We start from the raw sequence: 25,675 nt of genomic DNA on the forward strand, positions 1-25,675 counted from the left end.
ACGATGATTCACCGTGACTATTTCTTGGGTTTCCCCCAGGACGGCCGCTCCGAGCCCTCGACTTCAGGTCCCGTTCGCTCGCCCGTCTCCCTGGCGGCTCGGAAAACATTACAGCCTCAACCCCGCAACGCCAAATCGGGGGGTCAGCGGCCGTCCGGGGCATGCAGAGCCCGCCGGAAGCGTCCTGGCGCCATCCCGAACTCACGGCGGAACGCGCCCGCGAACGCGAACTCCGACGCGTACCCCACCCGGCGCGCCACCGCGGACAGCGGCGCGTCGGACTCCCGCAGGAGCTGGGCGCCCCGGGTCAGGCGGCGGCTGATCAGGTACGTCATCGGCGGGGTGCCGACCAGGGTGGTGAACCGGCGGGTGAAGGCCGTCCGGGACAGCCCTGCGGCCCGGCTGAGCTCGGCGACCGTCCACTGCTCCTGCGGGCTCTCGTGGATCGAGCGCAGCGCCGCCGCTATCCCCGGGTCGGCGAGGGCCGGCCAGGAGGGTTCCGGGGCGCGCTCGTTCCAGAGGCGCAGCACGTGGATGAGCATCAGGTCGACCACCGCCGGCCGGGTGACCTCGGTGCCGGTGCGCGGGGTGTCCATCTCCGCGGCCAGGACCTCGACCAGCGCGGCGAGGCGGCCGTCCGGTGTCACGGTCACCACCGCGGGCAGGGACCGCAGGTAGGGGTGGACCGTTCCGCCGTCGTCCAGGCGGTAGGCGCCGCAGATGAACTCCATGTCGACCGGCCCGTCCGGCGGGCGCTGCGGGCCCATCGTCGCTAGCGGCAGGGTCGCCAGCGGCACCGGCTCCGTGGCGAAGCCGTGTGGTGCGCCGTACGGTGCGAGCGCGATGTCGCCCGGTCCGACCGCCAGCGGCGGCAGCTCCTCGGAGATCAGCCAGCCGTGACCGCGAAGGATCACATGGAAGCCGACGCCTTCGAACCCGGCGAAGCGTCCGGCCTGCTGGACGGGTGTCTCGATCCGCCGACCGTAGGCGCGCCCGATCCGGAGTGCCTCGACCGCCTCGCTGATCACGTCCACGCAGGGGAATCTAGTCGCGGCGCACACACGCGTATGTCCGCGGTCCACCGGCGCATGGTCTCCGGCACATCCGCGCGGTTGAGTGAAGATCATGTTTAACGACGAGCAGGACCGGCTCGCGCCGGAGACGGTCGAGGCGCTGCGCAAGGCCGGGGACTTCGCGCTGGGAGCGCCCGGTACCACCGCGCGGTCGATCCTCGACCGGCAGATCGAGATCGGTCGTACGGATCCGTCGGCCTCCTGGGTGGCCGGCGTCGGCGTGGTGTCGAGGGTGCTGGCCCGGAGGTTGGCCGGTGCCGCGGAGCAGGAGGAGTTGTTCGCCGATCCGGACGCCCTGTTCTGCGGATCCGGACGTCCGGACCGGGGCACCGGCGTCCGCGACGGCGACGACGTGCTGATCACCGGGGCGTGGCCGAACGTGTCCGGCTGTGAGGACGCCACCTGGGCGGGTCTCGCGTTGATGATCGACGGCGTGCCGCACTTCGCGAACGTCGCGGTCGCGGATCTGACGGTCGACCGGACCTGGCGGACGGCCGGCATGCGGGCCACCGGCAGCCACACCCTGGTGGCCGACGGCGTGCGGGTGCCGGCCCGGTTCGTCACCGGGTTCCGGCCGTTCAGCGTGGACGACGTGATGCTGTTCGCGCTGACCGTCATCGGTCCGGTGATCGGTGCGGCCCGCGGTGCGCTGGACGTCACGCACACGATGTTCGCGTCGGGGCGTAAGCCGTTCATGACCGCGTACGCGTCGATGGGTGAGTCGGCGGGCGCCCGGCACTGGCTGGCCGAGGCGACCCACCTGATCGAGCGGGCCGAACGGGCCGCGTTCGCCATCGCGGCGGCGGTGGACGCCGACGGCGAGGTCCCGTCCGCCGATCTGCCGCGCTGGCACATGGATCAGGCGGCCGTGGGGCGCGACTGCCGGGCCGCGGTCGACCTGCTGCTCGATCTGCACGGGGCGGGCGGGTTCGCCCTGGACAATCCGGTGCAGCGGTTCTGGCGGGACGTCGCGGTGGCGAGTCGCCACCCGCATCTCAACCCGTACCTGGCGGTGGAGAAGTACGGGACCGCCCTGGTCTGAACGGTGCTCACGGCGTACCCCGGCAATGGGTTCGCAGAGGGACCGCCTCACCGCGCCTGGAGGAAGGTCGCGACGTCGGCGGCGATCTCCGCCGGGTACTCGCCGTTGATCGCGTGTGAGGCCTGCGGGTAGGTCTTCACGGTGGCCGCGGTCAGCGTCCGGGTGGCATGCGCCGCTGCCGCGTCCGCGTCGTGCATCCGGGACCGGCCGGCCATCAGGACCAGGGTGGGCACGCGCAGCCCGGCCAGGCGGTCCGGGTCCGGCCGGGTGGGTGCCGAGAGCTTCATCGTGTACGCCTGGAGCCCCTGCTCGATCATGTCCGCGACCGGGACGTCCGCCACCGGGGCGTCGTTCGCCGTCCAACTCGCGAAGTCCTCCCGCCAGGACTCGGGTGCCCAGCGCACGCTGACCGGGATTGATCGCAGCACGGCACCGGCTGACAGGTTGGCGAAGGTGAGGATCGGGTCGAGCAGGATGAGGCCGGCCACCTTCTCGGGGCGGTGCAGGGCCAGGTTCATCGCGGTCCACCCGCCGAACGACAGGCCGAACAGGTGGATCCGTGGTTCCGGCAGTGCCTGGAGGACTTCGTGCAGCCATTGCGCATGGTCATCATCGGTACGAATGGGGCGCTGCTGGATGCTGAGGCCGGGTTCGCCGAGCAGGTCGACGGTGTAGACGTCGCGCAGGCGCAGCAGGGACGGCAGGTTGTCGGCCCAGACCGGTGAGGCGGAGGCCCGGCCGGGGAGCAGGAGCAGCGGATCGCCGCCGGCGCCGGCGAAGTGGTAGACGCGCACGATGCCGTAGCCGGTGCGGATGTCGAGGGTGCGGTCCGGGGGTGGGCAGGTCGGCCGTCGCAGCGCGGTAGGCGGCGAGGAACCGGTCCTGGGCTTCGGTCGAGGTGAAGTAGCCGACCGGGGACGGGTCGCGGAGGGCATAGGCGGTGACCGACGCCAGGGTCACGACTGCGGCGGCGGCTCCGAGCAGAAGCTTCCTTACCATGCGGTCAGAATACTGACCGGCTGGTAGATTCTTCAACCGCACGGTCATCGGTACGGTGGTGCGGTGCCCGCCAAAACGCCCGCCAAAACGCCCGCCAAAGCGCTCACCCTGACCGAACAGGCCCGCCGCGCCCAACTGATCGGCGTGACCGTCGACCTGATCGCCCGGCATCACTACAGCGGAACCTCGCTGGCCCGGATCGCGGAGGCGGCGGGCATCTCCAAGGCGGCGGTGCTCTACCACTTCCCGTCCAAGGACGCCGTGGTGCGGGCCGCCTACGACTCGGTGATCGAGGCCCTGACCGGCCACATCGGCGCGGCGATCGGCACGCGGACCGGCGCGGCGGCGCTGGAGGCCTACATCCGGTCGCTCGTCGGTCACCTGCGCGACCACCCGGCGCACACCCGCATGATCGTCGAGGCGATCAGTGAGGACGCCGAGGTCGAGGACACCCCGCACGCCCCCGGCCGGCAGGCGTCGGTGGCGGCGCTGATCGCCGCGGGCCGCGACGCGGGCGACTACCGGCGTGACGTCGACCCGGCGGTCACCGCGGTGATCGTGAACGGCGCCCTGGACGGCATCGTCTCGGAGAACCTGGCCGACCCGGCGTTCGACACCGCGGCGGCCGCCGAGAACCTGATCGACCTGCTCCGCCGGTCACTGCGCCCCTCCCCACCCGGCGAAGACACGTCTCCCGTCGCCTAGCCTGGGGTGATGGAGGAACGGCCGATCCGGATCGGGCTCGCACTGGGCGGCGGGGCCGTGCGCGGCGCCGCCCACATCGGGGTGCTCGACGTGCTCGACCGGGCCGGCCTGGAACCCGCGGTGATCACCGGCACGAGCGCCGGTGCCCTGGTCGGCGCGCTCTACGCCAGCGGCCGCAGCCCGTCGGAGATCGCCAAACTGGCGCAGACGCTGCGCTGGGCGCGGCTGATCCGTCCCGGGCTCACCCGCAAGGCGCTGTTCGAGACGTCGAAACTGGCGGTGTTCCTGGACGACACGTTGAGCAGCCTGACCTTCGAGGAACTCGAACGCCCGTTCGCCGCGGTCGCCTGCGACCTGACCACCGGCCGTGAGGTCGTGATGCGCGAAGGACCGGTGGCCAGCGCGGTCCTGGCCAGCGCGGCGATCCCCGGCGTCTTCCCGCCGGTCGACCGGGAAGGGCACCTGCTCGTCGACGGCGGGCTGGTCACCATGGTCCCGGCGGCGCTGGCCCGGGAGATGGGCGCGGACATCGTGGTCGCCGTCGACGTGTCCGGCCCGCTGCCGCGCCGCCCGCCGAACACGCTGATCCACATCATGGTCGCGGTGAGCACCCTGCAGCCCGGTGGCGGCGACCGCCTCGAGGAGGACGCCGACCTGGTGCTCAACCCGGAGGTCGACGAATACGCCTTCTGGGAACTGTCCCGCATCCCCGAATTCGAGCAGGCCGGCCGGGACGCGGCGACCAGGGCACTGCCGCTGCTGCGGGCGCTGGTCGCGGAGGCGGAGGCGCGTCGCGCCTGGCATCGCGACCGCTGACACCCTGCGGGGTACGCGTCAGCGCCGTCCCGCGTGTTCCCCCAGGGCCTCGACCGCGTACGCCGCCGGCATCGGGTGATACAGGTGGAACCCCTGGCCCCGCTCGCACCCCAGGTCCCGCAGGGTGCGCGCCTGCTCGGCCGTCTCGATGCCCTCGGCGACCACCTCCATCGCGAAGATCTGCCCGAGCCGGATGACCGCCTCGGCGAGCTGTCGCGCCGTCGCGTCACCGGGCAGCCCGGCCGTCAACGATCCGTCGATCTTGAGGATGCCGATCGGGAGACGGCGCAGGCAGCCCAGCGCGGAGTAGCCGGTGCCGAAATCGTCGACGGCGATGCGTACCCCGGAATCCCGCAGTTCCTCGAGCCGGGTGACGAGCTTGTCGTCGGCGTCGAGCACCACCCCCTCGGTGATCTCCAGGATCAGCCGCTCGGCGGGGAACCCGGTGTCGTCGAGGATCGCGGCGACCACACCGGGCAGGCCCTCCTGCATCACCTGCTGCGCCGACAGGTTGACACTCAGGTCGAGGTGCGCCGCCGCCGGAATCCGGTCGTGCCACTCGGCGGCCTGCCGGCAGGACTCGCGCAGCATCCACTCGCCGAGCGGCACGATCACCCCGGTCTCCTCGGCCAGGTCCAGGAAATCGGCCGGCGGCAGCAGTCCCCGCTCCCGATGCTCCCAGCGGACCAGGGCCTCGACGGCTGTCGTCTCGCCGCTGCCCAGCGCCACCACCGGCTGGTAGTGCACGATCAGGTCGCCGTTCTCGATGGCGCTACGCAACTCGGCGGCCCGCCCGCCCGGATCCAGGTCCGGCGTGTAGACCTGATAGCGCGACCGGCCGGACCGCTTCGCCGTGTACATGGCCAGGTCCGCCTGCCGCAGCAGCAGGTCGGGGCTGACCGGATGCAGCGCGTCGTGGATCGCGACACCGATGCTCGCCTCCACGCAGAGCACCACCTCGCCGAAGACGATCGGCGTCCGCAACGCCCCGACCAGGCGCTGCGCCACCCGCTCCACGGCGCCCCGGTCCGGCAGATCCCGCAGGATCACGGCGAACTCGTCACCGCCGAGACGGCCGGCCGTGTCCCCGGCACGGATCGCGGTCCGCAACGTGACCGCGGCCGCCTCGAGGACCGCGTCACCGGCTTCGTGCCCGTACACATCGTTGATGGGCTTGAACTTGTCCAGATCGATGAGCATCACCGCGTGGCAGCGGCCGCTGCGGGCCGGCTGCGCCGCCAGCGCCGCGATCCGGGTGTTGATCAGAGCACGGTTGGGCAGGCCGGTTAGCGGATCGGTGACCGCGAGATCCTGGTTCTCCCGGAGCACGTACATCTGCCGGGCGATAACCAGCGCGGTCATCAGGATCGCCCCGATGATCATGCCGCCGAGCGGGTACATGCCCTGCTCACGGGCCAGATAGCCGAGAATGCCGTAGGCCAGGGCGATGGCGCCGTAGGGCAGCCAGTTCACCCGGGCGGACCGGCCGTTCTGATCCGGGGCGCCCCGGCCCGACCAGTAGGTGCGATGCGCGGCCAGCACCATCAGGAAACCGCCGCCGAGCCAGAACAGGTCCGGCCACGAACCGCCGGCGAACCCGACGTGCAGCTGCAGATATCCGTAACCGACATCGGCGATGACGAACATCGCCACCGCCCCGGCGAGCATCACGATCGCCGGATCACCGCTGCCGGTACGCCGCATCAACAGCATCGCCAGGGCCAGCACCAACAGCAGATCACCCATCGGCAGGGCCGCGGAGTAGGCGACCTGCCCGATCGGCACGTTCCGGCTGACGAAGATCGGCCCGAGCAGCAGATACCACAACACCATGAACGTGCCGGCCGCCACGATGAGCGCGTCGAGCGTCAACTTGATCCGGTCGATCCGCGACCGCCGGGCCGCGGGCATCAGCAGCAGGCCGACGAACATCAGCGGGACATAGAGGATCATCCAGTAGTCGGCGTACGCGGGATAGGCGGTGCGGTGCATCATGGCGTCCTCGACGAACCACGACACCTGCGACGCGAACCGGCAGAAGAACGCGGCCGTGATCAGGACCCAGGCCCGGCGCGCCTGCACGGTCCGGCCGCCGTGCACGACGACCCGCAGCGCGAGCAGCGTGAACACCAGCGAGATCGGCACGTGGATCAGGTCGGTGAGGTACTGCCGGGTCTCGTCGTCACCCCAGCTGCCCAGGTAGAACACGAGGAAGGCGGCGAGCATCAGGCCGGTGCCGGCGACCGCCGCGTTCGCGACGCGGTCACCGGTCGACTTCACACGCGCCACACCCTGACATCGGCATCACCCGGCGGAGACTGAGCCACTGGTCGTGGCGGTTCGGCGCGTGCCGTGCCGGGAATCGTAAGTTAGGTCATGACCTCCTCCGAGCTGCTGGACATCCGCCGCATCTACGTCGAGCCGGCGGCGGCGGAACTGCCCCGCGGCAAGGAGGTCCTGGCCCGGTTCCCGGAAGCGACCCGGGTCGAGGTGGAGAGCCACCAGCGGATCCCGGAACTGTACGGCGACGAGACGAACGTGAACCGCTGGGTGCGCATCAAACGGGAAGCCCTGGTCCTCGGCGTGAAGAAGACGTTGACGGCCCGCCCCAACGGCCGGTCCGCCGACTTCATCGCACCGTCGACGGCCAACGGGTGCGCGATGGCGTGTGCCTACTGCTACGTGCCCCGGCACAAGGGATACAGCAACCCGGTCACGGTGTTCGCGAACATCGACCGGATCAGCGGGTACGTGCGGCGGCACGCCGCCCGCCAAGGGGTGAAGACGACACCGAACGCCTGCGACCCGCACTCCTGGGTCTACGACATCGGCGAGAACTCGGACTGCAGCGTCGACGCCCTGATCAGCGACAACGTGCGCGACCTGGTGGAGATGTTCCGCTGGATGCCGGCGGCGAAAGCATCGTTCGCCACCAAACACGTCAACCCGCAGATGCTGGACTGGGACCCGCGGGGACGCACCCGGATCCGGTTCTCGCTGATGCCGGCCCGCGACGCGAAGATCCTGGACATCCGCACCACGCCGGTCGCCGCCCGGATCGCCGCGATCGACGACTTCGTGGCCGCGGGATACGAGGTGCACGTCAACTTCAGCCCGGTCGTGGTCCGGGACGGCTGGCTGGCGGACTGGGCCGAACTGCTGGACCAGCTCGACGCGGGCATCGGCGCGGCGGCCAAGGAGCAGCTGGCCGCGGAGGTCATCTTCCTGACCCACAACCGGGACCTGCACGAGGTCAATCTCGGCTGGCATCCGAAAGCCGAGGAGTTGATCTGGCGTCCCGATCTGCAACAGCCGAAACGGTCGGAGAACGGTTCGTGGAACGTGCGGTACCGGACCGGGGAGAAAGGTGGTTACGTAGCGGCCCTCGTCGGCCTGATCGGCGAACGTACGCCGTACTGCCGAGTGCGCTACGCCTTCTGATCACCGGCATCGTCCGCGCCTCTCCTCTCGTGGCCACCGGCCTCGTCGATACGTCCGGACCGCATCCGTGTCACCATGCCGGCGGTCTCGATCACCCGCTGGTCGTGGCTGGCGACCACCACCAGGGTGCCGTCGTCGACCGCCGCGGCCAGCGCTGCGAGAACCAGGTGCACGTGGTCGTCGTCCTGATGAGCGGTGGGTTCGTCGAGCACCGCCACGGCCGGGCCCAGGACGAGCGCCCGGCCCAGTGCGGCACGCTGCTGCTCCCCCAGCGACGTCTCGCGCACTCGGCGGCCGGCGATCCCGGCCAGCCCCAGCCGCTCCAGCAACCCCGCACCCCGGTGCCCGGACTCCCGATCGTCGATTCTCTGCTTCCGCAGGCCGATCGGGAGAAGCACGTTCTCCGCAACAGTGAGGTCGGGTTCCAGGGCGAGACGTTGCGGCAGCAGGGAGATGTCCACCCACGGCGGTGTGCCGCGCAGGGGCCGCCCCCGGAACAGCACCCGCCCCTGCGACGGCGCCATCACCCCGGCGATCAGATGGCACAGCGTCGACTTTCCCGACCCGGAGCGGCCGGCGAGAACCGCGAGGGTCGCGACAGGTAGTTCCAGGTCGATGTCCTGAAGAACCCTGGTCCGCCCCCGCACATGGCTGACCCCCTCGACCCGGATCACGGCGCCTTCTCCGCGGGATGCAGCTCGACATGTCCGTCCTGGACCGTGACGACGACTCGCCCCTCGGGGAACAGTGCCAACGCCTCCTCCGGCAACTGCAACCGTCCCAGCCCGTCGACGGCCATGGTCCGCTGGTGCTGACCGGCGCTGTGCTCCCCCGACAACACCCCGTGGCGCAACCGCAGGACGGTGTCCGCCGCGGCCATCGCCCGCGCGTCGTGGGTGGCCAGCACCACCGCGCTGCCCTGCACCGCCCGCGCCCGCAGCAGCCGCAACACCAGCGCCGCCGACTCGTCGTCCAACTCCGCCGTAGGTTCGTCGGCCACCAGCAGCGCGGGCGCCCCGACACCGGCCGCAGCCACCGCCAGCCGTTGCTGCTCCCCACCGGACATCAGCGCCGGCCGGGTACCGGACCGCGCCCCCAACTCGACCTCGTCCAGCGCCGCAGCGACGTCACACCTCACACCCCGCAACCGGGCCATCTGCTCGATCTGCCCCCGAGCGTCCAGCTGCGGGAACAGACTGTGCGTAGGCCGCTGCGCCACCCACCCGACCTCGGTCCGCCGCAGCCGGTGCAGTTCCCGCCGCGACAGCGCGGACACCAGCCGCCCCCGATGCCGCAGTTCACCGCCGGCCGGCCGTTCCCGCAGCGCGAGCAACGCCAACAGGGTCGACTTGCCACTGCCGGACGGTCCGGTGACAGCGCTGATCCGCCCACCGGACACGGTCACGTCCACGCCCCGCAGCGCCTGGGTGGGCCCGGTGGGCGCGGCATACAGCTGGAGCAGGTCACGCCCCTCCAGCAACGCCGGCCCCGTAGTCACGACAGCCTCCCCACCATCATGGACGGCACCTCCGTCACCACGAACGACGTCCCCACCATCACGGACGGCATCTCAGTCGTCACGGTAGGCGTCCTCCTCGGAACTCGCCGACCGCACCGTGGTCAGCCCGATCGCCAGCAGCGTCGCCACCACCGCGACGATCGCGGTGACAGCCAGGCCGTTCGCCGAGATCTCCAGCGTGTACGCGGGCAGCAACCCCGGCTGGTCGTCCAGCAACCGCGCGCCCAGGGGCGTCAGGGCGGCGACCCCGGCCACGGCCGCGGCGAACGCGACCGCGGCCAGCAGCACGAACTCGAGTGCCCGGGCCCGTCCGACTCCGCGCCGCCCGAGCCCGGCCCGGGCGAGCATCAGGTCCGCCGGCCGGCGCGCCGCGGCCGTACGCTGCGCATAGATGCCCAAGGTCAGCAACGCCACCAGCGCCAGGTATCCGGCGATCGCCACCTGGTAGCCACGCGCCCGCCCGGTGGCAACGTAGGCCGCGTCCTGCCGCAACTGGTCCGCGGTGTCGATGCGTTCCGGGACGGTGCCGTGCGCGTCGGTGATCGCCTGCGCGCCCGCACGCCCGGACGAGTTCCACAGGAAGGTCCGCAGGAACAGCATGCCCTGCGGTTGCCGGGTCCGCGGCCGCAGCCGGGGGTCCTCGGCGCCGAGCCGGGTGAACATCGGGTCGGCGGCGACCACGTACATCGCCCGCCCCCGCATACCCGGGAACGCGTCGACCCGCGACGCCACCTCCAGGTCCTGGATCTGCGGGCCGGCCATCATCCGTACCGTCGGAACCCGCGCCGCAGCCGGATCGGCCACGACGATCGCCCGCGGGCTGCCGTCATCGGCCGCGGGCCGTGCGGCCAGTTCCGTCAGTGCCGCCCGGGCCGCCGCGAGTTCCGGGCCGTTCCCCCAGAGCGCGACCTCCCCGAACCGGGCCGGATCGACGATCAGGAGATCCTTCTGGTAGTCGTCGAGCGGCGTCGTGACGTCGGCCAGCCAGACCACCGTGTTGCCCGGCGGCAGCGACGGCGTGCGCACTCCCGGCACCGGCTCGGCAACCGAAGCCGGATCCGCCGGGTCCGGCACGGGCACCGGAATCGCATCGGCGTCGAGCACCCACGAGCCCTCGATCGTCGCCACCGCTTCGGCGCCCGCAGCCACCGCCACCCGGTCCTGAGCCGACATCCGCGTCGCATGCACCGCCGACAGCGCGAACAGCAACATCCCCAGCCCGGCGGTCACCACCAGGACGGCAAGCCGACGTTCGGTGCCACCCGCCCCCAGGCGCCGCCGGGTCAGCCAGAAGACCACCCGGGTCCGACCCGCCGGCGGCGTCGCCCCGGCCCGGCGGTGGGCAAGCCTGGTCGGCAGCCATCCGCCGATCACCCCCACCGAACACAGAACCAGCAGGGGTACGAGCAGATCGACTCCCCTGGTGCCGTCGGCCGGGCCACTCGCGCTCACCAGGCCGCCGGCCGCGACCAGTGCCACGGCCACCACCATCGTTCCCCACGGCAGCGCGCGCCGAGCGGTCGCGGGCGGGGCCGGTCGTACCCGCCGTGCCGCCGCCACCGCCCCGACCCCGGCCACCAGCGCCAGCCCGGCCAGCACCGCGCCACCACCGGACAACGCCGCCGGCTGCAACGATGCGGTGATCCGTCCCGGCGGCCCCAGCCGCTCCACGAGCTGCCACGCGACGAGCCACCCGGTCACCGCGCCCAGAACCGCCGGGAGCAGGTGCTCCAGCAGCCACAGTCCACCGATCCGAGGCGCGGACATGCCCACCGCCACGGCGTGCCGCAGTTCCCGCTCCCGTCGCCTCGCCGACAGCAGGGCCACGGCCAGCACCGACGCGAGGCCCACCGCGACGGCCGCCCATTCGACCGGCCGGGTCCGCTGCCGTACCGCATCGGTGGTCCCCGTGGCGTCGTCCGCGATCCGCTGGATGCCACTGGCGAACCGCAGCGCGAGCGGATCGTCGTTCTCGGAGAACAGGTCGGTCGCATATCGCCGCCGGAGGGCCTCGACCCGGTCCGCGGTTCGACGAGCCTCGGCCAGCGTCACCCCGGGCGCCAGCTCCGACTCGGCCGACCAGAACAGCTGGTCACCGACCGCCTCGGCCAGCCGCTCCACCGTGGCCACGTCACCGACCAGCAGGTACGACGGCAGGGTCCGGTACTCGGTGTCCCCCGGCACGTCACTGCGCCGCAACGCCCACTGATGCCGGCCCACCGGATCCGCGGGCAGCCGCCCACCGGCGTCCACCGCAAAGATGCCGTCGACCGTCGCCGTCACCCGCTGCGCCTCGCCGTCCGTCCCCCGCGTCACAGCGACGACGATCTCGTCCCCGGCTCGGACTCCCAGCGACTCGGCCACCGGCTGCGGCAGCCACAACCCGCCCCGCGCCGCATCGTCCCCGGCCCGCGGCCGGCCATCCGCGGTCGGTCCCACCGCCACCAGGTCTTCCGCGGGCGCCTCGACCGCGAACAGTCGCGCCCGCTCCGCTCCGCCGCGTCCGGTGACACCGTCAGTCCCACCCGATCCCGTGGCGTCGTTCCCGCCGCCCGCCCTGGACTGCCCGGCCACACCGACCGTGGAACTCCAGAACTGCGGCCGCACCAGCTCCGCGCCGATCGACCCGCCGGTGAGATCCGGCTCGGTCAGGTGCGGCACCTGTCGCAGATCGTTCGTCACGGGCACCTGGTCCAGGCTGCGCGGCCCGACGTTCGCCGACACCCGCACCACCGCCGCGTCGTTCTGCTGTGCCGACGCCGGAGTCTGATCCCGCCGAGCTTGGAAGGCCGCGTTCCCGGAAGCCTCCGCGAACATGCCCGGCGCCGCCCCCGCGGCCGCGACGACAGCGAACGCCGCCACGATGAGCACCGACCAGGACCGCTGGCGCAACCCGCCGAGGAGCGCGGCCAGCACGAGCCGGTCAAGGACCCACGACTTCACGGACGCCACTCCCCCTCCTCAGCTCATCGATCCACAAGCGACCGTCCACCCCGTCCACGACCATCCCGACATGCGCCGATGCCGATTCCTTCGCGCGGTGCACCGAGGCTACGACACCAGACTCCGGCGCGCTGCCCTGTCACGAGGGCCGTTTTCCAAGGTCAATGGCCTTCACCCCGGACACCCCACCGCCCATCTCTCACGATTCGCCCATCGATTCGCCCATCGACCGGAGGGACGTTCCGGTGAACCGGATTCCCGGCGGTGACCAGTAGGCCGGCCCCGCAATCCGGCTTCGGCGCCCCACCATCGCGTTCGCCAATGCGCCGGCCCGTAACCGCGGATCCCCTTCGTCGTTGACCGTTTCGGTGTTCCGCCATCACACCCGGGCGCATATCGACCGGCCGACCGCCGCGCACGCCCACCGTGGTGATCGCCCAGCCCAGCCCAGCCCCGCCACGCCACGCCCACAGCACCGACCGACGTCCGTCAGGGAGCACACGGTGGCCGAAACGGATCCTCCCCAGTCCGGTGGAGGGCGACCTCGCCGAGGCTCATGGCCCCCGGCGCTGGCAGTGCTCGCCGGCGCCACGCCCATGCTCGCGGCCGTCCTGATGAATCAGCCGGTCGCGTCCGGCGAGGAGATCCGTGCGCCAGCCCCGGTGCCGCCGGTTTCCTCCCCCGAGCCGGCAACCCCGAATGGCCCACCTCGCCCCGGATCATCACCCCCGGCGCTGTCACCATGCCCCTCCCCGCCCTCTGATACCGAACCCGCCACCGGCACGACCACCGCGTGCGCACACAGCGCCGCGCTCTCGGAACAACTGACCGCACATCCGCACACCGCCGTGCACTCCATTGCGCCCGGGACCACCACCCGTTCATAGTCCAGAGCCTGGCCCGGCAGAAGGCACCGGACGACAGGCTCACGACGCCGCGTGGCACCACGACGGGAAACGAGACTCCGGCCGCCCACGGCACTGCTGCCGGCCGCCCCGAGGACCAGGCCGGACACGGTCACGGCACGTGTGGTTCGATTCATGCCCGCCATCGTGACGTTCGGGCGGCGCGGGCGAATCCGTTCAGATGCGTAGGGCGCGTACGAAAATCTGCGTACGACAACTACGTTCATAGGCTGACGCGGAACGCCGACGAATCCGGCAGGCTCGGCCGCATGCAGAGACAACCGGCATGGCTGATGTTCGTCGTTGCGGTCGCCGTGGCCGCGGTGCTCAGCGTTCCCTACCTGAGTCTCGACATCGGCGACAGCCGCATCGCGGTTCGTGACGACGTGCACTACTACACCCTGGTCGCACACGTCATCACCGCGTCGGTGGCGCTCATCATCGGCCCACTGCAGTTCGTCGACCGGGTCCGCGCCCGGCGCCGGCTGCACCGGGTGATCGGGCGGACCTATCTGATCGTCGGCGTGGTGGCGTTCGGCGTGACCGGCATTCCGGTCGCGCTGTGGTCGGGACGGCCGCTCACGCAGGTCAGCCTCACCCTCGCGTCCCTGCTCTGGCTCGTCACCGGTGTCCTCGCCTACCGGTCGGCCCGCCGCCGCCAGTTCCTCGAGCACCGGGAGTGGGTGATGCGCAACTATGCGCTGACGTTCCTCGCGGTCACCGCACGCATCGTGGTCCCGCTGCTGTTGTTGTCGCAGGTGCCGTTCGGGCGTGTCGCCCCGGACAGCATCGGCGACCGGGCGGTCTCGATGATTCCACTCGGTCAGACCCTGGGCTGGATCGTCAACCTGATCCTGGCCGAGGTCCTGATCAGCAGGTCCCGCCGTCGTCGACGACCAGCCCTCGTCGCGGATCGCCCGGGGCGGCCGGAATGACAACGACGGGACGGATCGACAGGACGGCACCGCATGCAGCGCAATTTATCCCACCGGCTTGCGGGCCACCGCTCCGAACAACGAGGCGTCCACCGGTGCGGGGTTCTCGTCAGCGGCGGGGTCGGGGCGCCACTCGCTCAGCGCCACGATGCCCGGGTCGATCAGTTCGAGGCCGGTGAAGAACTGCGCGAACTCGGCACGGCCGCGCGGGTGCACGTCCGAGCGGCCGGTGCGCAGGGACTCGTCCCAGTTCGCCTTGAGTTCGGGGGTGAGGAAGTCGGTGGTGGCGCACGTCATGACCAGGTGGCTGCCGGCGGGCAGCGCGTCGAGCAGGGTGCGGACGATGCCGGTTGCCTGCTCCTGCGAGGGCAGGAAGTGGATGACCGCGACCAGGATCAGGCCGACCGGCTGGGTCAGGTCGAGGATCTCCAGGGAGGAGAGGATGCGCTCGGGGTCACGCAGGTCTTCCTCGAGGTAGCGGGTCTCACCCTCGGGTGCGCTGGTGAGCAGGGCCCGGGCGTGGGCCATCACCATCGGGTCGTTGTCGACGTAGACGATCCGGCTCTGCGGGGCGATCCGCTGTGCCACCTCGTGGGTGTTGTCGGCGGTGGGCAGGCCGGTGCCGATGTCGAGGAACTGCCGGATGCCCACCTCACGCGCCAGGTGACCGACGGCGCGCTGCAGGAAGGCCCGGTTGGCGCGGGCCGCGATGCGCGCCGCGGGGTAGGACTTGGCCAGCAGGTCGCCGGACTCGCGGTCGGCCGCGAAGTTGTCCTTGCCACCCAGCCAGTAGTTGTATCGGCGGGCCGGGTGAGCGGCTCCGGTGTCGAACTTCTCGAGCGTCACGCGGCAGATCCTAATAGGATCATCGACCGGCGGGAAGGCCGGTCAGAGCTTGCGCATCACGCATACGACCTTGCCCAGAACGACCGCGTCGTCGCCCGGGATCACCTGGTAGAGCGGGTTGCGCGGGACCAGTTCGACGCGCTGGCCGCGGCGGCGCAGAACCTTCACGGTGGCCTCGCCCTCGATCATGGCCGCGACGATGTCGCCGTTCTCCGCGACGGGCTGGCGCCGGACCACGACCACGTCGCCGTCGCAGATCGCGGCGTCGATCATCGAGTCGCCTTTGACGTTGAGGGCGAAGAACGTGCCGTGGCCGACCATGGCGGCGGAGACGGTCAGGTGGTCCTGCACGTTCTCCTCGGCGAGAATCGGCGTGCCGGCGGCGATGTCGCCCAGGACCGGCACGGTCAGGACGCGTTCGCCGACCGGTGGCCGCACGTCGACCGCACGCGATCCGTTGGGCTCGCGGCGCAGCAGTCCGTGCCGTTCGAGGACTCTGAGGTGGTGGGACACCGAGGACGGGGAACCCAGCCCGACCGCGGCACCGATCTCGCGAACAGTGGGCGGGTATCCACGATCGCGAACGGAATCACGGATGACCGAGAGAATGCGTTGTTGCTTGGCGGTGATGGGAGCCTTCGAGTCGTCACCGCTGTCGATGCTCATGGCCCGCACCTTACCTGACGATTAGATCAGATGTACGAAGCGCGACCGAAATCGCACGTTCGGGGGACCGCTCCCCCGCCATGTGGATCATCCCTCGGTGCCGCCCACGAGAACGGGAGCACTGCGGACGGCAGGGCTCACCGTCGCCACCACGGCGGTCACGACCATCGTCGCGGCCAGCACACCGATCGCGCCGGACGGCCCGATCCCGGTCACCAGGTATCCCGCTCCGAGTGACCCGATCGGCATCACGCCCCAGGACAATGTCATCGACGCTCCGCCCACCCGGGCGCGCAGTTCATCCGGGACGAGCAGTGTCAGGTAAGACGTCACCACCACGTTCCACAGCGGCCCGATGAACGCGGTCGCCGCCCCGATCAGGCCCATCACCAGTGGTTCCCCGGTGAGCAGGAAGAGCGGCAGCAACGCGGCCCACACCCAGTTCACGCCGACGATCACGGTCCGCGGGGTGAACCGATGGTGCAGCCGGCCGGCGGCGAGTGCACCCAGCAGCCCACCACCGCTGTAGATGCCGAGCATGGTCCCGACCTCCGCGGCGGAGGCACCGTGATCACGTGCCAGCACGACCAGGACCAGCACCAGAGCCTGGAACACCAGGTTGCTCACGGCGACCAGCAGGATCGCCGCGCGGATCAGCGAGTGGCGCCACATCCAGCGCAGTCCGGCGGTGGTCGCCCGCCACAGTGGCTCGGCCGACCCGGGCGGCCGGCTCCGCAGATCGGCACGGAGAAAGAGCAGTGCGACGAACGCCAGTAGGGACGACAGCGCGTCGGCGGCGAACGGAAGCGCCCGGTCCAGGCCGAACAGCACCCCGCCCAGCGGCGGACCGGCGAGGGAGGCGCCGCGGCTGCGGGCCTCGTTGTGGGCGATGGCGGTGGGCAGTTGCTCCGCCGCGACGATCCGGGGCAGCGACGCGCGCTCGGCGAGGCCGAAGAAGACGAAACAGGCCCCCTGCGCGAAGGCGACCATGCACATCTGGGCCACGGTGAGCACCCCGAGCCACAGCGCGACCGGGACGGTGGCCATCGCCAGGGCCGCGGCGATCTCGCTGACCAACAGCACACGACGGCGGTCCCACCTGTCGACCAGCGCACCGGCCGGCAGGTTGACCAACAGGTACGGCAGGGTTCCGGCCGCCCCGACCAGACCCGCGTCGGCGGCCGACCCGGTGGTGGCGAGCACCAGCAACGGCATCGCCGTGCCGGTGACCGCGGCGCCCAGACTCGCGACGACCTGACCGGTCCAGAGCAGGCTGAAATCACGGTTACGCCAGAGCGTGGTCATGTCGGTGTCGGGAACGCGTGGAAGAGCACGGTGACGTGCCGGGCGTCCCGCGGAGCGGTTGCGGGCTCCCGATGCCAGCTCTTGAGAAACGTCACGTACTCCTCCCCGAAGCGGGTCAGTTCCTCCGCCGTCAGCACTGTGGAGCCGAACGAATGCGTCGCCGCGTCGGCGAAGACACCGTGCACGCCGCGGTCCGCGAGGTAACTGTGCAGGTCACGTTCGGCCTGTTCCATCCACTGATTGCCGAGTTCCGCAGCGGCGGCCGCCACCGCCGGGTCCTCCGCTCCCCGGGGCAGCCGGATGTCCTGTGGCACCGGCCGCCAGTACTTGCGGCGTCCCGAGGAGCGCTCCCGGTCCTCCTCGACGAATCCGTACCGTTCGAGTTGCCGCAGGTGATAGCTGGTCGCACCTCGGTCGGCGTCGAAGATCGTCGCGAGGTCGGCGGAGGTCGCCGACTCGTTGCGATGCAGCCAGGTCAGCATCCGCTGGCGCAGCGGGTGGGCGAGCGCCTTGAGCGCATCCACATCGGACAGGAGGCGGGGTGGCTGTTCGGACACAATGAGAAGGTATCAATGCAAAGAAGTCTTCTCAATATGTCGCCGACCGGCCGCGGCGAAACAGGGACCAGACGCATCAGCGGGCGAAGAGCAGGAACAGACCCGCCCAGGTGCACCCGATCATGAACAGGGCCAGCGGCATCTCGTCCGCCAGCACGGCCAGAGGTGGCCGGTCCGGCGCGTCGGCCAGAGCACGGTCGTGCGCCACGATCACCCCCAGCGCGTGACCCGCCAGGATCAGCACGATCTGTGCCCCGGCCACCACCTCGGGCAGGGGCACGACATCCCACCGCGCGTCGCTGCCGGCCAGCAGGAGCACGCCCCGCGGACCCTCGACGAGCAGCAGCGACAGGTAGTGCGCGAGGGTGTACCCGACGGCGATCGGAATCAGCGACGCGACGACCCGGCGGCCGGCCACGAACACGACCGCGCAGATCAGCACCAGTGTGATCGTGCCGAGCAGGATCGGGTGCCCGGCACGCTGCACGAATCCCGCCCACCACGGCGAGGCCGTGGCGCTGTCGAACACCGTCGAACCCCACCACACCGCGAGGAACGCCGCCGGGCCGAACCCCGGATGCAGCGGCAGGCCGAGCCCGGAGAGCGGCTTTCGCCGGCGGAGTGGGGCGAGCCGCCGGAAGGGACTGAGCCGACCGGCGAGGGTCGAGTACACCTCGAAGCAGTCGCCGCGCGCGAACCACTGCTGCCCGCGCAGCGTCGCGAGGAAGAGCTGCGCGGCCGCGTACCCGGCAAGGAACGCACCGACCGCACGGGGATCGCCGTGATCGGGGGCGATGAGCTCGAACCAGACGAAGACCAGCAGGAACACCGCCGCCGGCCAGGATCCGCCGACCGTGCCGGGCGGCAGCGGGCGCAGCCCACCGGCGGGCAGGCGCAGTATCCGGAACACCGTGCGCAGCGGATTGACCGACCGCCACACCGGCCCGAACACGACACTGACCGGCACGAGGCCGACCCACAACCAGACGAACAGGGCGTGCGCCGCCGGGTTCAGCGGACCGTGCGGGCCGGTGAAGGCGTTGACCAGCAGGTACACCGACAGCAGGAGCACCAGGCCACGAAGCCAGGCCAGCCGCCGCCCGGAGCCGCGCTCCCGCTGGTCATCCGGGTCGCTCGCGAGATCGCCGGATGCCTCGGTGAGGCGGGGCCGGCGCCACCAGATCGCCACGATCAGGAAGGAGAGCACCACGGTCGCCGCGCCCGCCTGCAACACCAGGTCGAGAGGCAGCGGCAGGTCCGCCGCGCTGCCCACGCCGTGTGCGAGCACCCGCACGTCACGATCCGTGCCGGGCGCGACCGGGATCATCGGACCTCGATCTGCAGCAACAGCGTCTCCGGATGGGCCTCGACGTCGAACAGGCCGCTCCGCGTGGCCACGAACAGCACGCATCCGGGTTGGTCCGGCCGTACCGGGAAGACCAGGTCGTATCCGTGCACGTGCACTTCGGCGTCCACGTCCGCGCTCACCCCGAGCTGCACCGTGCCGCCTTCGGCCACCTCGACCCGGTGCGGCGCCGGTTCCGCCCGTCCGGCACGCAGGCCCGCGTCCACCCGGACCGCTCCGGCTGCCGGTGAGCCGCAGACCGCGGGTTCCGCCCGGGCCGCTTCCTGCCGTGCACACCCGGCGACCGTCAACGCCACCAGCAGGATCAAAAGATTTCTCCGGGTACGCGCCACACCCCACCGACCGCAACCGATCCGTCCCGCCTCTTCCCCGCGACGCGCCCGCCCTCTGCAGGACATCCTGGTCGGGCCGATCCGATCGGGACCGCGGCTCATGACGGCCCCGGCGATGTCGACTGTCGTGCGGCCAGGTCGCGGAGGACGCCGGCGCCGGCCACCGCGACTCCCGTGCCCAGTCCGAGGGCGACGACGACCAGGGCGCGTTCGACGTTCGCCGCGCCCGCGAACGGCAGGACGGCCCGGTGGAACGCGGTGACGTCGGGCAGCACGAACACCGCCGTCAAGGCTGCGCCGGCGCACACGGCGAGTACTCCGGCGGCCCGTCCTCGCAACGTCGTCCAGGCACCGCCCAGGATCAACGGCCAGGCGAGCAGGTTGATGCCGGCCGCGCTCAGGAACGTACCCGCCATCGGCGCGGATTCCACGGCCAGGGTCGACCCGGCCACGTGCCCGATCGACGCCACGGCCGCGACCGTCCCGCAGGCGGCCAGCAGCAGGTCACCCCGCTTGGCGAGACGCCGGGCAGAGCCGGTGGCGGCACGGGATCGGCGGGCCAGGAGGACGACTGCCGCGGCCACGGCCAGTACCGCGGCCCACCAGAGCGGCGAGAGGGGCGGTCGGCCGCCGGTCAGAACGCCGGTCACCGTCACCGGGGTGCCGCCCGCGGTCAGGGTGATCGTCCACGGCACCACGGCGCCCGGTGCGACCGAGCGGCCGTCCGGGGTGCAACGGGTGTCCATCCAGGTCAGTGTGGTGCCGGGGGCGGCCACGGCGGGGGTCGCCGTGCCGCCGCCCGGGGACACCGTCACCGGGGTGGCTGTCGCGTTGTGCAGGCGGAGCCGGGCACCGTTCTCTATCGCCTCGACGGTCAGGCCGGGCACTGCCGGGCTCACCGACACGACGGTTCCCTGCGCGTCGGTCGCCGTCAGGCCGCCCGCGTGGGCCGCTGCCGGGCCGCCCGCCGAGATCAGGCCCGCCGCGACCGCCAGCCACACCGTCACCCACCTGCGTGCCGTCACACCCCGCCGGACAGGCGCCGCCGGGAAGACAGGAACACTCACTCCGGCAGGTGCTGGACGCTTCGGGTCACCAGCACCGTCGCCGCGCCGGTCAGGGCCGTCAACGTCAGCAAGCCGGTGATGATGTGGATGTTGAAGCCGACGCTTCCCTCGATCACGGTGCCGGCCGCCAGAACCGTTCCCCACGCCGCGGGCGGCGCGATCAGGCCGAACAGGGTCCAGCGGGCGTTCGGCGACAGCCGCACCAGCCGGTTGGCGATCCGGAACGCCGCTTCCAGGACCAGCACCGTCACCGCCAGGGTGACCGCCGGCCACCACGAGTCCTCCGAGTCGAACATCAGGTGCATCAGCAGGGCCAGCACGGCGATCGTCGCGCCCGGCAGGCCCCGTGGGATCCGCCAGCGGCGGCCGATCATGATCAGCGGCAGGAGGAGCAGCACGGTGCTGAAGACGTAGCCGTGGATCAGTTGGGAGTCCGGTGAGAACACCGGGAACCGTTGCGCGCCGCTGCCGATGTGGCGGAACCCGATCGCCGAGGCGTGCAGGGTGTAGATGTGCACCGGCAGGGTCGCCAGCAGCGTCGACAGGCCCAGCAGCCAGGCGCCGCCCGCGCTCAGGGTCCGGCCGGAGCTCGTCGCCAGCATCAGGGCCGGGCCCATCGCCACCAGCACCATGCCGAGGATGATGAACTCGTGGCTGGGGCTGACGAAGATCTCCATGTCGCGTTCGATGCCGAACAGGTTGTGCCACAGCGTGTCGACGCCGCCGCCGACCAGCAACGACGCCATGCCCGCCAGGGGCAGGCGCAGCGCGTTCGGCAGGGCCAGCACGTCACGGTAGGTCGGGATGCCCGGCAGCCGGGACCGCATGATCCACACCAGGGTGAGGCCGGAGACCGCGATGCCGGAGTAGAGCACCCCGTGCCACGGTGTCCAGAACGTCTCCAGCTCGGGGGTGGTGGCGTGCGCGTACGCGTCCAGCTGCAGCCCCGCCACCAGCCAGAACGAGGCGGCGAGCAGCACCCAGCGTTCCCGTGCGCTGAACGGTTGCGGTGGTGCCTGACGCACCTGTTCCACGGACGTCGTCACGTTTCCCACCTTCCACCGGCGAACCACGAGTGAAGAGACCTGAGCCCTCCGGGTACACCATGCCGTATCGGGGTCGACAAAGGATGGACGCACGTACCCTTCCGGGATGCGCACACGCCGATGGATCATCGTGGCCGCCGTGACCGTGACGCTCGTGGCGGCCGCCACGGTGGGCCTGGCCGTGGGGGCGCCGGTGGTCGCCGCGGCCGCCTGCCCGCAGTGTTACGGGCTGAGTGAGATCGCCGACGGGGTCTACGCCGACCGGGACGACGACGCCTACCGCCGCATGCTGGACGCCGCCGACCGGCGGATCAGCACGTTCTACGGCGGCCGGGTCAGCGACCCGCGGGTGCTGATCTGTTCGACGTCCGAGTGTTACCGGCGGCTCGGCGGCGGTGGGGAGAAGGGCCGGGCGCTCGGCCGGTGGTCGCTGATGCTCGCCCCGGCGGGCGCGAACGAGGTGATCGCCACCCACGAGCTGGCGCACGCCGAGTTGCACGAGCGGCTCGGCTCGGCCGCGTCGGACGTGCCGGACTGGTTCGACGAGGGCCTGGCCGTGCTGATCTCCGATGACGAGCGGTATCTGCGGCCCGAGTCCGAGGCGGACCGGTGCCTGCTGCCCTGGGAGGAGGCCCTGCCGGTGGTCAGCGCCGACTGGGCCGCGGCCACCCGCGACCTCAACGACCGGTCGTACCTGCAGGCCGCCTGTGTGGTCAGTCGCTGGGTCTCCGAGCAGGGCGGTTCCGAGGCGGTGCTGCGACTCGTCGACGATCTCCAGGCCGGCAGGAAGCCGCCGTCGGCGCCCTGGTGACCACGGATCCCGCGTCGGTCTCGGTCACGCGGGTCGGGGTGTGGCCGGCGCCCGGCCCCGCACGGTCCGCCGAGCGGCTCAACCGGGTGGCGTGCCCGCCGATAGGGCAGGGGTAGACCGACGACAGGGCCGGTGGTGAGCCGGCGGACCTCGGCGCTGCGCACCCTAGGGTTCGCGGCGCTGTACCTGCTGGCCACCTACGCCGGCCGGCTGACCGTCATGGACGCCACCAACCTGAGCCTGGTGTGGCCGGCGGCCGGCGTCTCCGCGGTCTGGTTCCTGGTGCAGTGCACGTCCCGCTGGCGGTTCCTGGACGTCCTCGCGCTCGCCGCGGTCACCATGGTCGTCAACGTGGCGACCGGCGCGCCCGCGCCGCTGGCCGCCTGGTTCGTGGTGGCCAACCTCGTGCAGGCGCTCGTCTTCGTCCGCCTGTTCCGCCGCTGGCTGCCGCACCTGTGGGGTGGCGGCGGGGACCGGCCGCTGGCGCGTACCGCCGAGCTGTGGCGGCTGGCGACCGCGTCGTTCCTGGCCACGGCGTGCGGGGCGCTGCTCGGGCCGACCGGGGTGTGGCTGGTCGAGGGCCACTACTCGTGGCCGGCCACGGCGGTGTGGCTGACCCGTAACACGGTGAGCATCCTGCTGATCGGGGTCACCGGCCTGCGCATCGGTCATCTGGTCGCCCATCATCTGCTCGGGCCGGGCTGGTGGCGGGTGCTGCGGGACCGGTGGTCGGCGGCGCACCCGGCCCGTCAGGTGGAGTACCTGGCGGTGCTGCTGCTGTCGGCCGCCGCGTACGCCACGGTGTTCGGCATCCACCAGACGCTGCCGCTGGCCTTCGCGGTGATCGTGATGACCGTGTGGGCCGGTTCCCGGCTGCACACCGCTTTCGTGGTCGTCCACGATCTGCTCTTCGGCACCGTCGCCATCCTGTGCACGTTGCGGGGTTACGGGGTGTTCGCGCAGATCGCGTCGCATCCGGCCCGCGCCCTGGTCGCCCAGGCGTTCGTCGGCATGATCGCGGTGGTGGGCCTGGCGCTGGCGCTGGGCCGTGACGAGCGGGCCGCCCTGATCGCCGAGATGCGCGCCGAGAAGCAGGCGGCCGGGAATCAGGCCGCCCTGATGAACGCGATCGTCGACGCGATGACCGAGGGGCTGACCGTCATCGACGAGCAGGGCCGGGTGCTGTTGCGCAATCCGGCGGTCCGGGACCTGATGGGCACCCCCGGCGGGGACCGGGTGCCGGATCCGGGCGACTACGGGCTGTTCCGGCCGGACGGGTCGCCGCTGCCGCCGGACGAGATGCCGTACCGGCGGGCGCTGGACGGGCAGATCGTACGCGGGCAGGACGTGCTGGTCCGCAACGCGAACGTGCCGGACGGGCGGATCCTGAGCATCAGCGCGCAGGCCCTGCCGGGTGATCTGGACGGGGTACGCTGCGCGGTCACCGTCTTCCACGACGTCACCGCCGAGCGGCGGCACCGCGGCGAGCTGGCCTCGTTCGCCGGGGTCGTCGCGCACGACCTGCTCAACCCGCTGGCCACCGTCGAGGGCTGGACCGAGAGCCTGGCGGAGACGTTCCTCGACTCGCCGCACCCGGACGCCGCCGAGGCCCGCGACGGCCTGGCCCGGGTGTCGCGGGCCGCCGTCCGGATGCGCAACCTGATCAACGATCTGCTGGCGTACACGACGGCCCGTGACGCGGTCGCCGCACCGACGATGACCATGCTCGGTGAGGTGGTCCGTGACATCGCCGTCGCCCGCATCGACCAGGCCGAGAGCACCGGCCGGCCGGTGCCCGTCTTCGACCTGGGTGAGCTGCATCCGGTGCACGCCGACCCGGTCCTGCTGCGCCAGTTGCTGGACAACCTGATCAGCAACGCGATCAAGTACACCGCCGCCGGGGTCGTCCCGCACCTGCGGATCCGCACCGGGCAGGCCGGCGGGTTCGTCACGGTCACCATCGACGACAACGGCATCGGCATCCCGGAGGGGCAGCACGCCGGCATCTTCGACGACTTCCACCGCGCCCACACCGGCGGCGGGTACAGCGGCACCGGCCTGGGGCTGGGCATCTGCAAACGGATCGTGGAACGGCACGGCGGCACGATCGGCGCGTCCGCCAACCCGGACGGTCACGGTTCCCGGTTCACGTTCACCCTGCCCGCGGACGCCACCGCGGTGCCCGCCACGGCGGCCCCGCCCGCGGCGCGTACCGAGGAGCCCGCTCCGGTGCTGCGGGCGGCGCTGCAGCCGCTCGACCCCGGTGAGCCCGTGCCGCCGCCGGCCGCGACGTTCGAGAACGCCGCCCGGATCGTGCTGGACTATCTGCACGAGCGGATGCCGCTGGCGTTCTGGGCGGTGACCCGGGTCGAGGACGGCCGGCAGACCTATCTCTATCTGGACGCCGACAACGGGTACGGGCTGCGGCAGGGCTCCGGCCAGGCGTGGCAGGACACGTACTGCATGCACATGGTCGCCGGGAACGCCCCGACGGTCGCCCGCGACGCCCAGGCCGTGCCGCAGTACGCCGCCTCGCCGTCGAACCGGCACCTGACCGTCGGCACCTACGCCGCGGCGGTGATCACCGAACCGGACGGCAGCCTGTTCGGCGCGATCTGCGGCATGGATCCGCAGAAACACGTCGACGACCCGCGGATGTCGGGCGCCGAGTCGCTGCTGGCGATGCTGGGCCGGCTGCTGAGCACCGCGCTGGCCGCCGACCGCGCCCACGACCGGTCGGCGAACTGGCTGCTGCGTACCGAGCTGGGCACCGCCACCGACCCGGTCACCGGGTTGCCGGACCGGCAGGCCTGGGAACGGGTACTGGCCCTGGCCCAGCACCGGCGGGAGTTGCTGCCCGCCCCGGCCGTCGTCGCGGTGCTGTCGCTGGACCCGCTGCACGCGGTCGCCGACGGCGGGCACACCTATCTGCAGGCCACCGCGCACGCCGCCCGCCGTACGCTGCGCGACAGCGACGTGGTCGCCCGGATCGGCGACACCGTGTTCGGCATCGTGCTCACCCGCTGCGGACCGGACAGCGCCGACCTGGTGATCGCCCGCCTGCACCTGGAGTTGTCGGGCGCCGGGGTGCGGGCCGCGGTCGGCTGGTCGCCGGTCGGACCGGACCACGACGTCACCGCCGCGCTGCGGGCCGCCCAGGCGGACGTCGCGACACCGCACTGACCGGACGATCGGGCGGCCGGACCGGAACACCGGTCGGCGGACCCGGGCCGCCCCTCGATCGCGGGAAACGCCGGGAGCAGTGGTTTTGCGGAACTGTTCGCGACGCGTACTCGATGGC

The 25,675-nt window shown here is 71.7% G+C and carries 21 protein-coding genes; 7 read left to right on the top strand and 14 right to left on the bottom strand.

Annotated features, from left to right (window positions below; all coding sequences use genetic code 11):
• Positions 1–143: 143 nt before the first annotated feature.
• Complete coding sequence (locus WH85_RS11805; protein WP_045741849.1) at positions 144–1,034, bottom strand: AraC family transcriptional regulator; 891 nt, start codon at positions 1,032–1,034, stop codon at positions 144–146.
• A gap of 91 nt (positions 1,035–1,125) precedes the next feature.
• Here WH85_RS11805 and WH85_RS11810 point away from each other — a divergent pair, with 91 nt between their 5' ends.
• Positions 1,126–2,115: an acyl-CoA dehydrogenase family protein gene (locus WH85_RS11810; RefSeq protein WP_045741850.1), complete on the top strand. Its 990-nt coding sequence runs from the start codon at positions 1,126–1,128 to the stop codon at positions 2,113–2,115.
• A 47-nt stretch (positions 2,116–2,162) separates the two neighbouring features.
• Here the strand turns inward: WH85_RS11810 and WH85_RS11815 are convergent, their stop codons facing one another.
• Positions 2,163–3,050 carry an alpha/beta fold hydrolase gene (locus WH85_RS11815; protein WP_211275343.1) on the bottom strand — a complete coding sequence of 296 codons (888 nt, stop codon included), beginning with the start codon at positions 3,048–3,050 and terminating at the stop codon, positions 2,163–2,165.
• 127 nt (positions 3,051–3,177) lie between these two features.
• On the opposite strand from WH85_RS11815, the gene WH85_RS11820 reads away from it, so the two are divergent.
• Entirely contained in the window at positions 3,178–3,819 is a 642-nt protein-coding gene (locus WH85_RS11820; RefSeq protein WP_045741851.1) for a TetR/AcrR family transcriptional regulator, read from the top strand.
• Between the two features lie 9 nt (positions 3,820–3,828).
• Entirely contained in the window at positions 3,829–4,635 is an 807-nt protein-coding gene (locus WH85_RS11825; RefSeq protein WP_045741852.1) for a patatin-like phospholipase family protein, read from the top strand.
• An 18-nt stretch (positions 4,636–4,653) separates the two neighbouring features.
• Here the strand turns inward: WH85_RS11825 and WH85_RS46910 are convergent, their stop codons facing one another.
• On the bottom strand, positions 4,654–6,915 hold the full coding sequence (locus WH85_RS46910) for a putative bifunctional diguanylate cyclase/phosphodiesterase (RefSeq protein ID WP_052720342.1): 2,262 nt from the start codon (positions 6,913–6,915) through the stop codon (positions 4,654–4,656).
• Positions 6,916–7,011: 96 nt separating this feature from the next.
• Here WH85_RS46910 and WH85_RS11835 point away from each other — a divergent pair, with 96 nt between their 5' ends.
• Positions 7,012–8,076 (top strand): spore photoproduct lyase family protein, encoded by a 1,065-nt coding sequence (locus WH85_RS11835; RefSeq protein WP_045741853.1) that lies wholly within the window; start codon positions 7,012–7,014, stop codon positions 8,074–8,076.
• Here the strand turns inward: WH85_RS11835 and WH85_RS11840 are convergent.
• The 3 genes from WH85_RS11840 to WH85_RS11850 all read right to left on the bottom strand — a co-directional run bounded on the left by WH85_RS11840 (position 8,064) and on the right by WH85_RS11850 (position 12,538).
• Positions 8,064–8,750, bottom strand: coding sequence for an ATP-binding cassette domain-containing protein (locus WH85_RS11840; RefSeq protein ID WP_045741854.1), 687 nt, complete (start codon positions 8,748–8,750; stop codon positions 8,064–8,066). The genes WH85_RS11835 and WH85_RS11840 overlap by 13 nt on opposite strands.
• Positions 8,747–9,574 carry an ATP-binding cassette domain-containing protein gene (locus WH85_RS11845; protein ID WP_063775493.1) on the bottom strand — a complete coding sequence of 276 codons (828 nt, stop codon included), beginning with the start codon at positions 9,572–9,574 and terminating at the stop codon, positions 8,747–8,749. The genes WH85_RS11840 and WH85_RS11845 overlap by 4 nt, the downstream gene beginning before the upstream one ends.
• A 72-nt stretch (positions 9,575–9,646) precedes the next feature.
• Positions 9,647–12,538: an FtsX-like permease family protein gene (locus WH85_RS11850; protein ID WP_157410945.1), complete on the bottom strand. Its 2,892-nt coding sequence runs from the start codon at positions 12,536–12,538 to the stop codon at positions 9,647–9,649.
• A gap of 1,174 nt (positions 12,539–13,712) precedes the next feature.
• Here WH85_RS11850 and WH85_RS11855 point away from each other — a divergent pair.
• Positions 13,713–14,378 (top strand): DUF2306 domain-containing protein, encoded by a 666-nt coding sequence (locus WH85_RS11855; RefSeq protein ID WP_045741856.1) that lies wholly within the window; start codon positions 13,713–13,715, stop codon positions 14,376–14,378.
• A gap of 45 nt (positions 14,379–14,423) precedes the next feature.
• Here the strand turns inward: WH85_RS11855 and WH85_RS11860 are convergent, their stop codons facing one another.
• The 8 genes from WH85_RS11860 to WH85_RS11895 all read right to left on the bottom strand — a co-directional run bounded on the left by WH85_RS11860 (position 14,424) and on the right by WH85_RS11895 (position 21,563).
• Positions 14,424–15,224 (bottom strand): SAM-dependent methyltransferase, encoded by an 801-nt coding sequence (locus WH85_RS11860; RefSeq protein WP_045741857.1) that lies wholly within the window; start codon positions 15,222–15,224, stop codon positions 14,424–14,426.
• Positions 15,225–15,266: 42 nt separating this feature from the next.
• Positions 15,267–15,890 carry a transcriptional repressor LexA gene (gene lexA / locus WH85_RS11865; protein ID WP_045741858.1) on the bottom strand — a complete coding sequence of 208 codons (624 nt, stop codon included), beginning with the start codon at positions 15,888–15,890 and terminating at the stop codon, positions 15,267–15,269.
• Positions 15,891–15,977: 87 nt separating this feature from the next.
• Positions 15,978–17,195 (bottom strand): MFS transporter, encoded by a 1,218-nt coding sequence (locus WH85_RS11870; RefSeq protein WP_045741859.1) that lies wholly within the window; start codon positions 17,193–17,195, stop codon positions 15,978–15,980.
• Positions 17,192–17,752 (bottom strand): ArsR/SmtB family transcription factor, encoded by a 561-nt coding sequence (locus tag WH85_RS11875; RefSeq protein ID WP_157410946.1) that lies wholly within the window; start codon positions 17,750–17,752, stop codon positions 17,192–17,194. The genes WH85_RS11870 and WH85_RS11875 overlap by 4 nt, the downstream gene beginning before the upstream one ends.
• A 76-nt stretch (positions 17,753–17,828) precedes the next feature.
• Positions 17,829–19,079 (bottom strand): hypothetical protein, encoded by a 1,251-nt coding sequence (locus WH85_RS11880; protein WP_045741861.1) that lies wholly within the window; start codon positions 19,077–19,079, stop codon positions 17,829–17,831.
• Positions 19,076–19,414: a hypothetical protein gene (locus WH85_RS50295; protein ID WP_157410947.1), complete on the bottom strand. Its 339-nt coding sequence runs from the start codon at positions 19,412–19,414 to the stop codon at positions 19,076–19,078. The genes WH85_RS11880 and WH85_RS50295 overlap by 4 nt, the downstream gene beginning before the upstream one ends.
• A gap of 134 nt (positions 19,415–19,548) precedes the next feature.
• Positions 19,549–20,457, bottom strand: coding sequence for a hypothetical protein (locus WH85_RS11890; RefSeq protein ID WP_245673907.1), 909 nt, complete (start codon positions 20,455–20,457; stop codon positions 19,549–19,551).
• Between the two features lie 56 nt (positions 20,458–20,513).
• Entirely contained in the window at positions 20,514–21,563 is a 1,050-nt protein-coding gene (locus tag WH85_RS11895) for a hypothetical protein (RefSeq protein ID WP_045741863.1), read from the bottom strand.
• Between the two features lie 106 nt (positions 21,564–21,669).
• On the opposite strand from WH85_RS11895, the gene WH85_RS11900 reads away from it, so the two are divergent.
• On the top strand, positions 21,670–22,374 hold the full coding sequence (locus WH85_RS11900; protein ID WP_045741864.1) for a hypothetical protein: 705 nt from the start codon (positions 21,670–21,672) through the stop codon (positions 22,372–22,374).
• Between the two features lie 135 nt (positions 22,375–22,509).
• On the top strand, positions 22,510–25,557 hold the full coding sequence (locus WH85_RS11905) for an ATP-binding protein (RefSeq protein WP_157410948.1): 3,048 nt from the start codon (positions 22,510–22,512) through the stop codon (positions 25,555–25,557).
• Positions 25,558–25,675 lie beyond the last annotated feature (118 nt).

The sequence above is a fragment of the Actinoplanes rectilineatus genome (genome assembly GCF_000962825.1).
GTDB classification, from domain to species: Bacteria; Actinomycetota; Actinomycetes; order Mycobacteriales; family Micromonosporaceae; genus Actinoplanes; species Actinoplanes rectilineatus.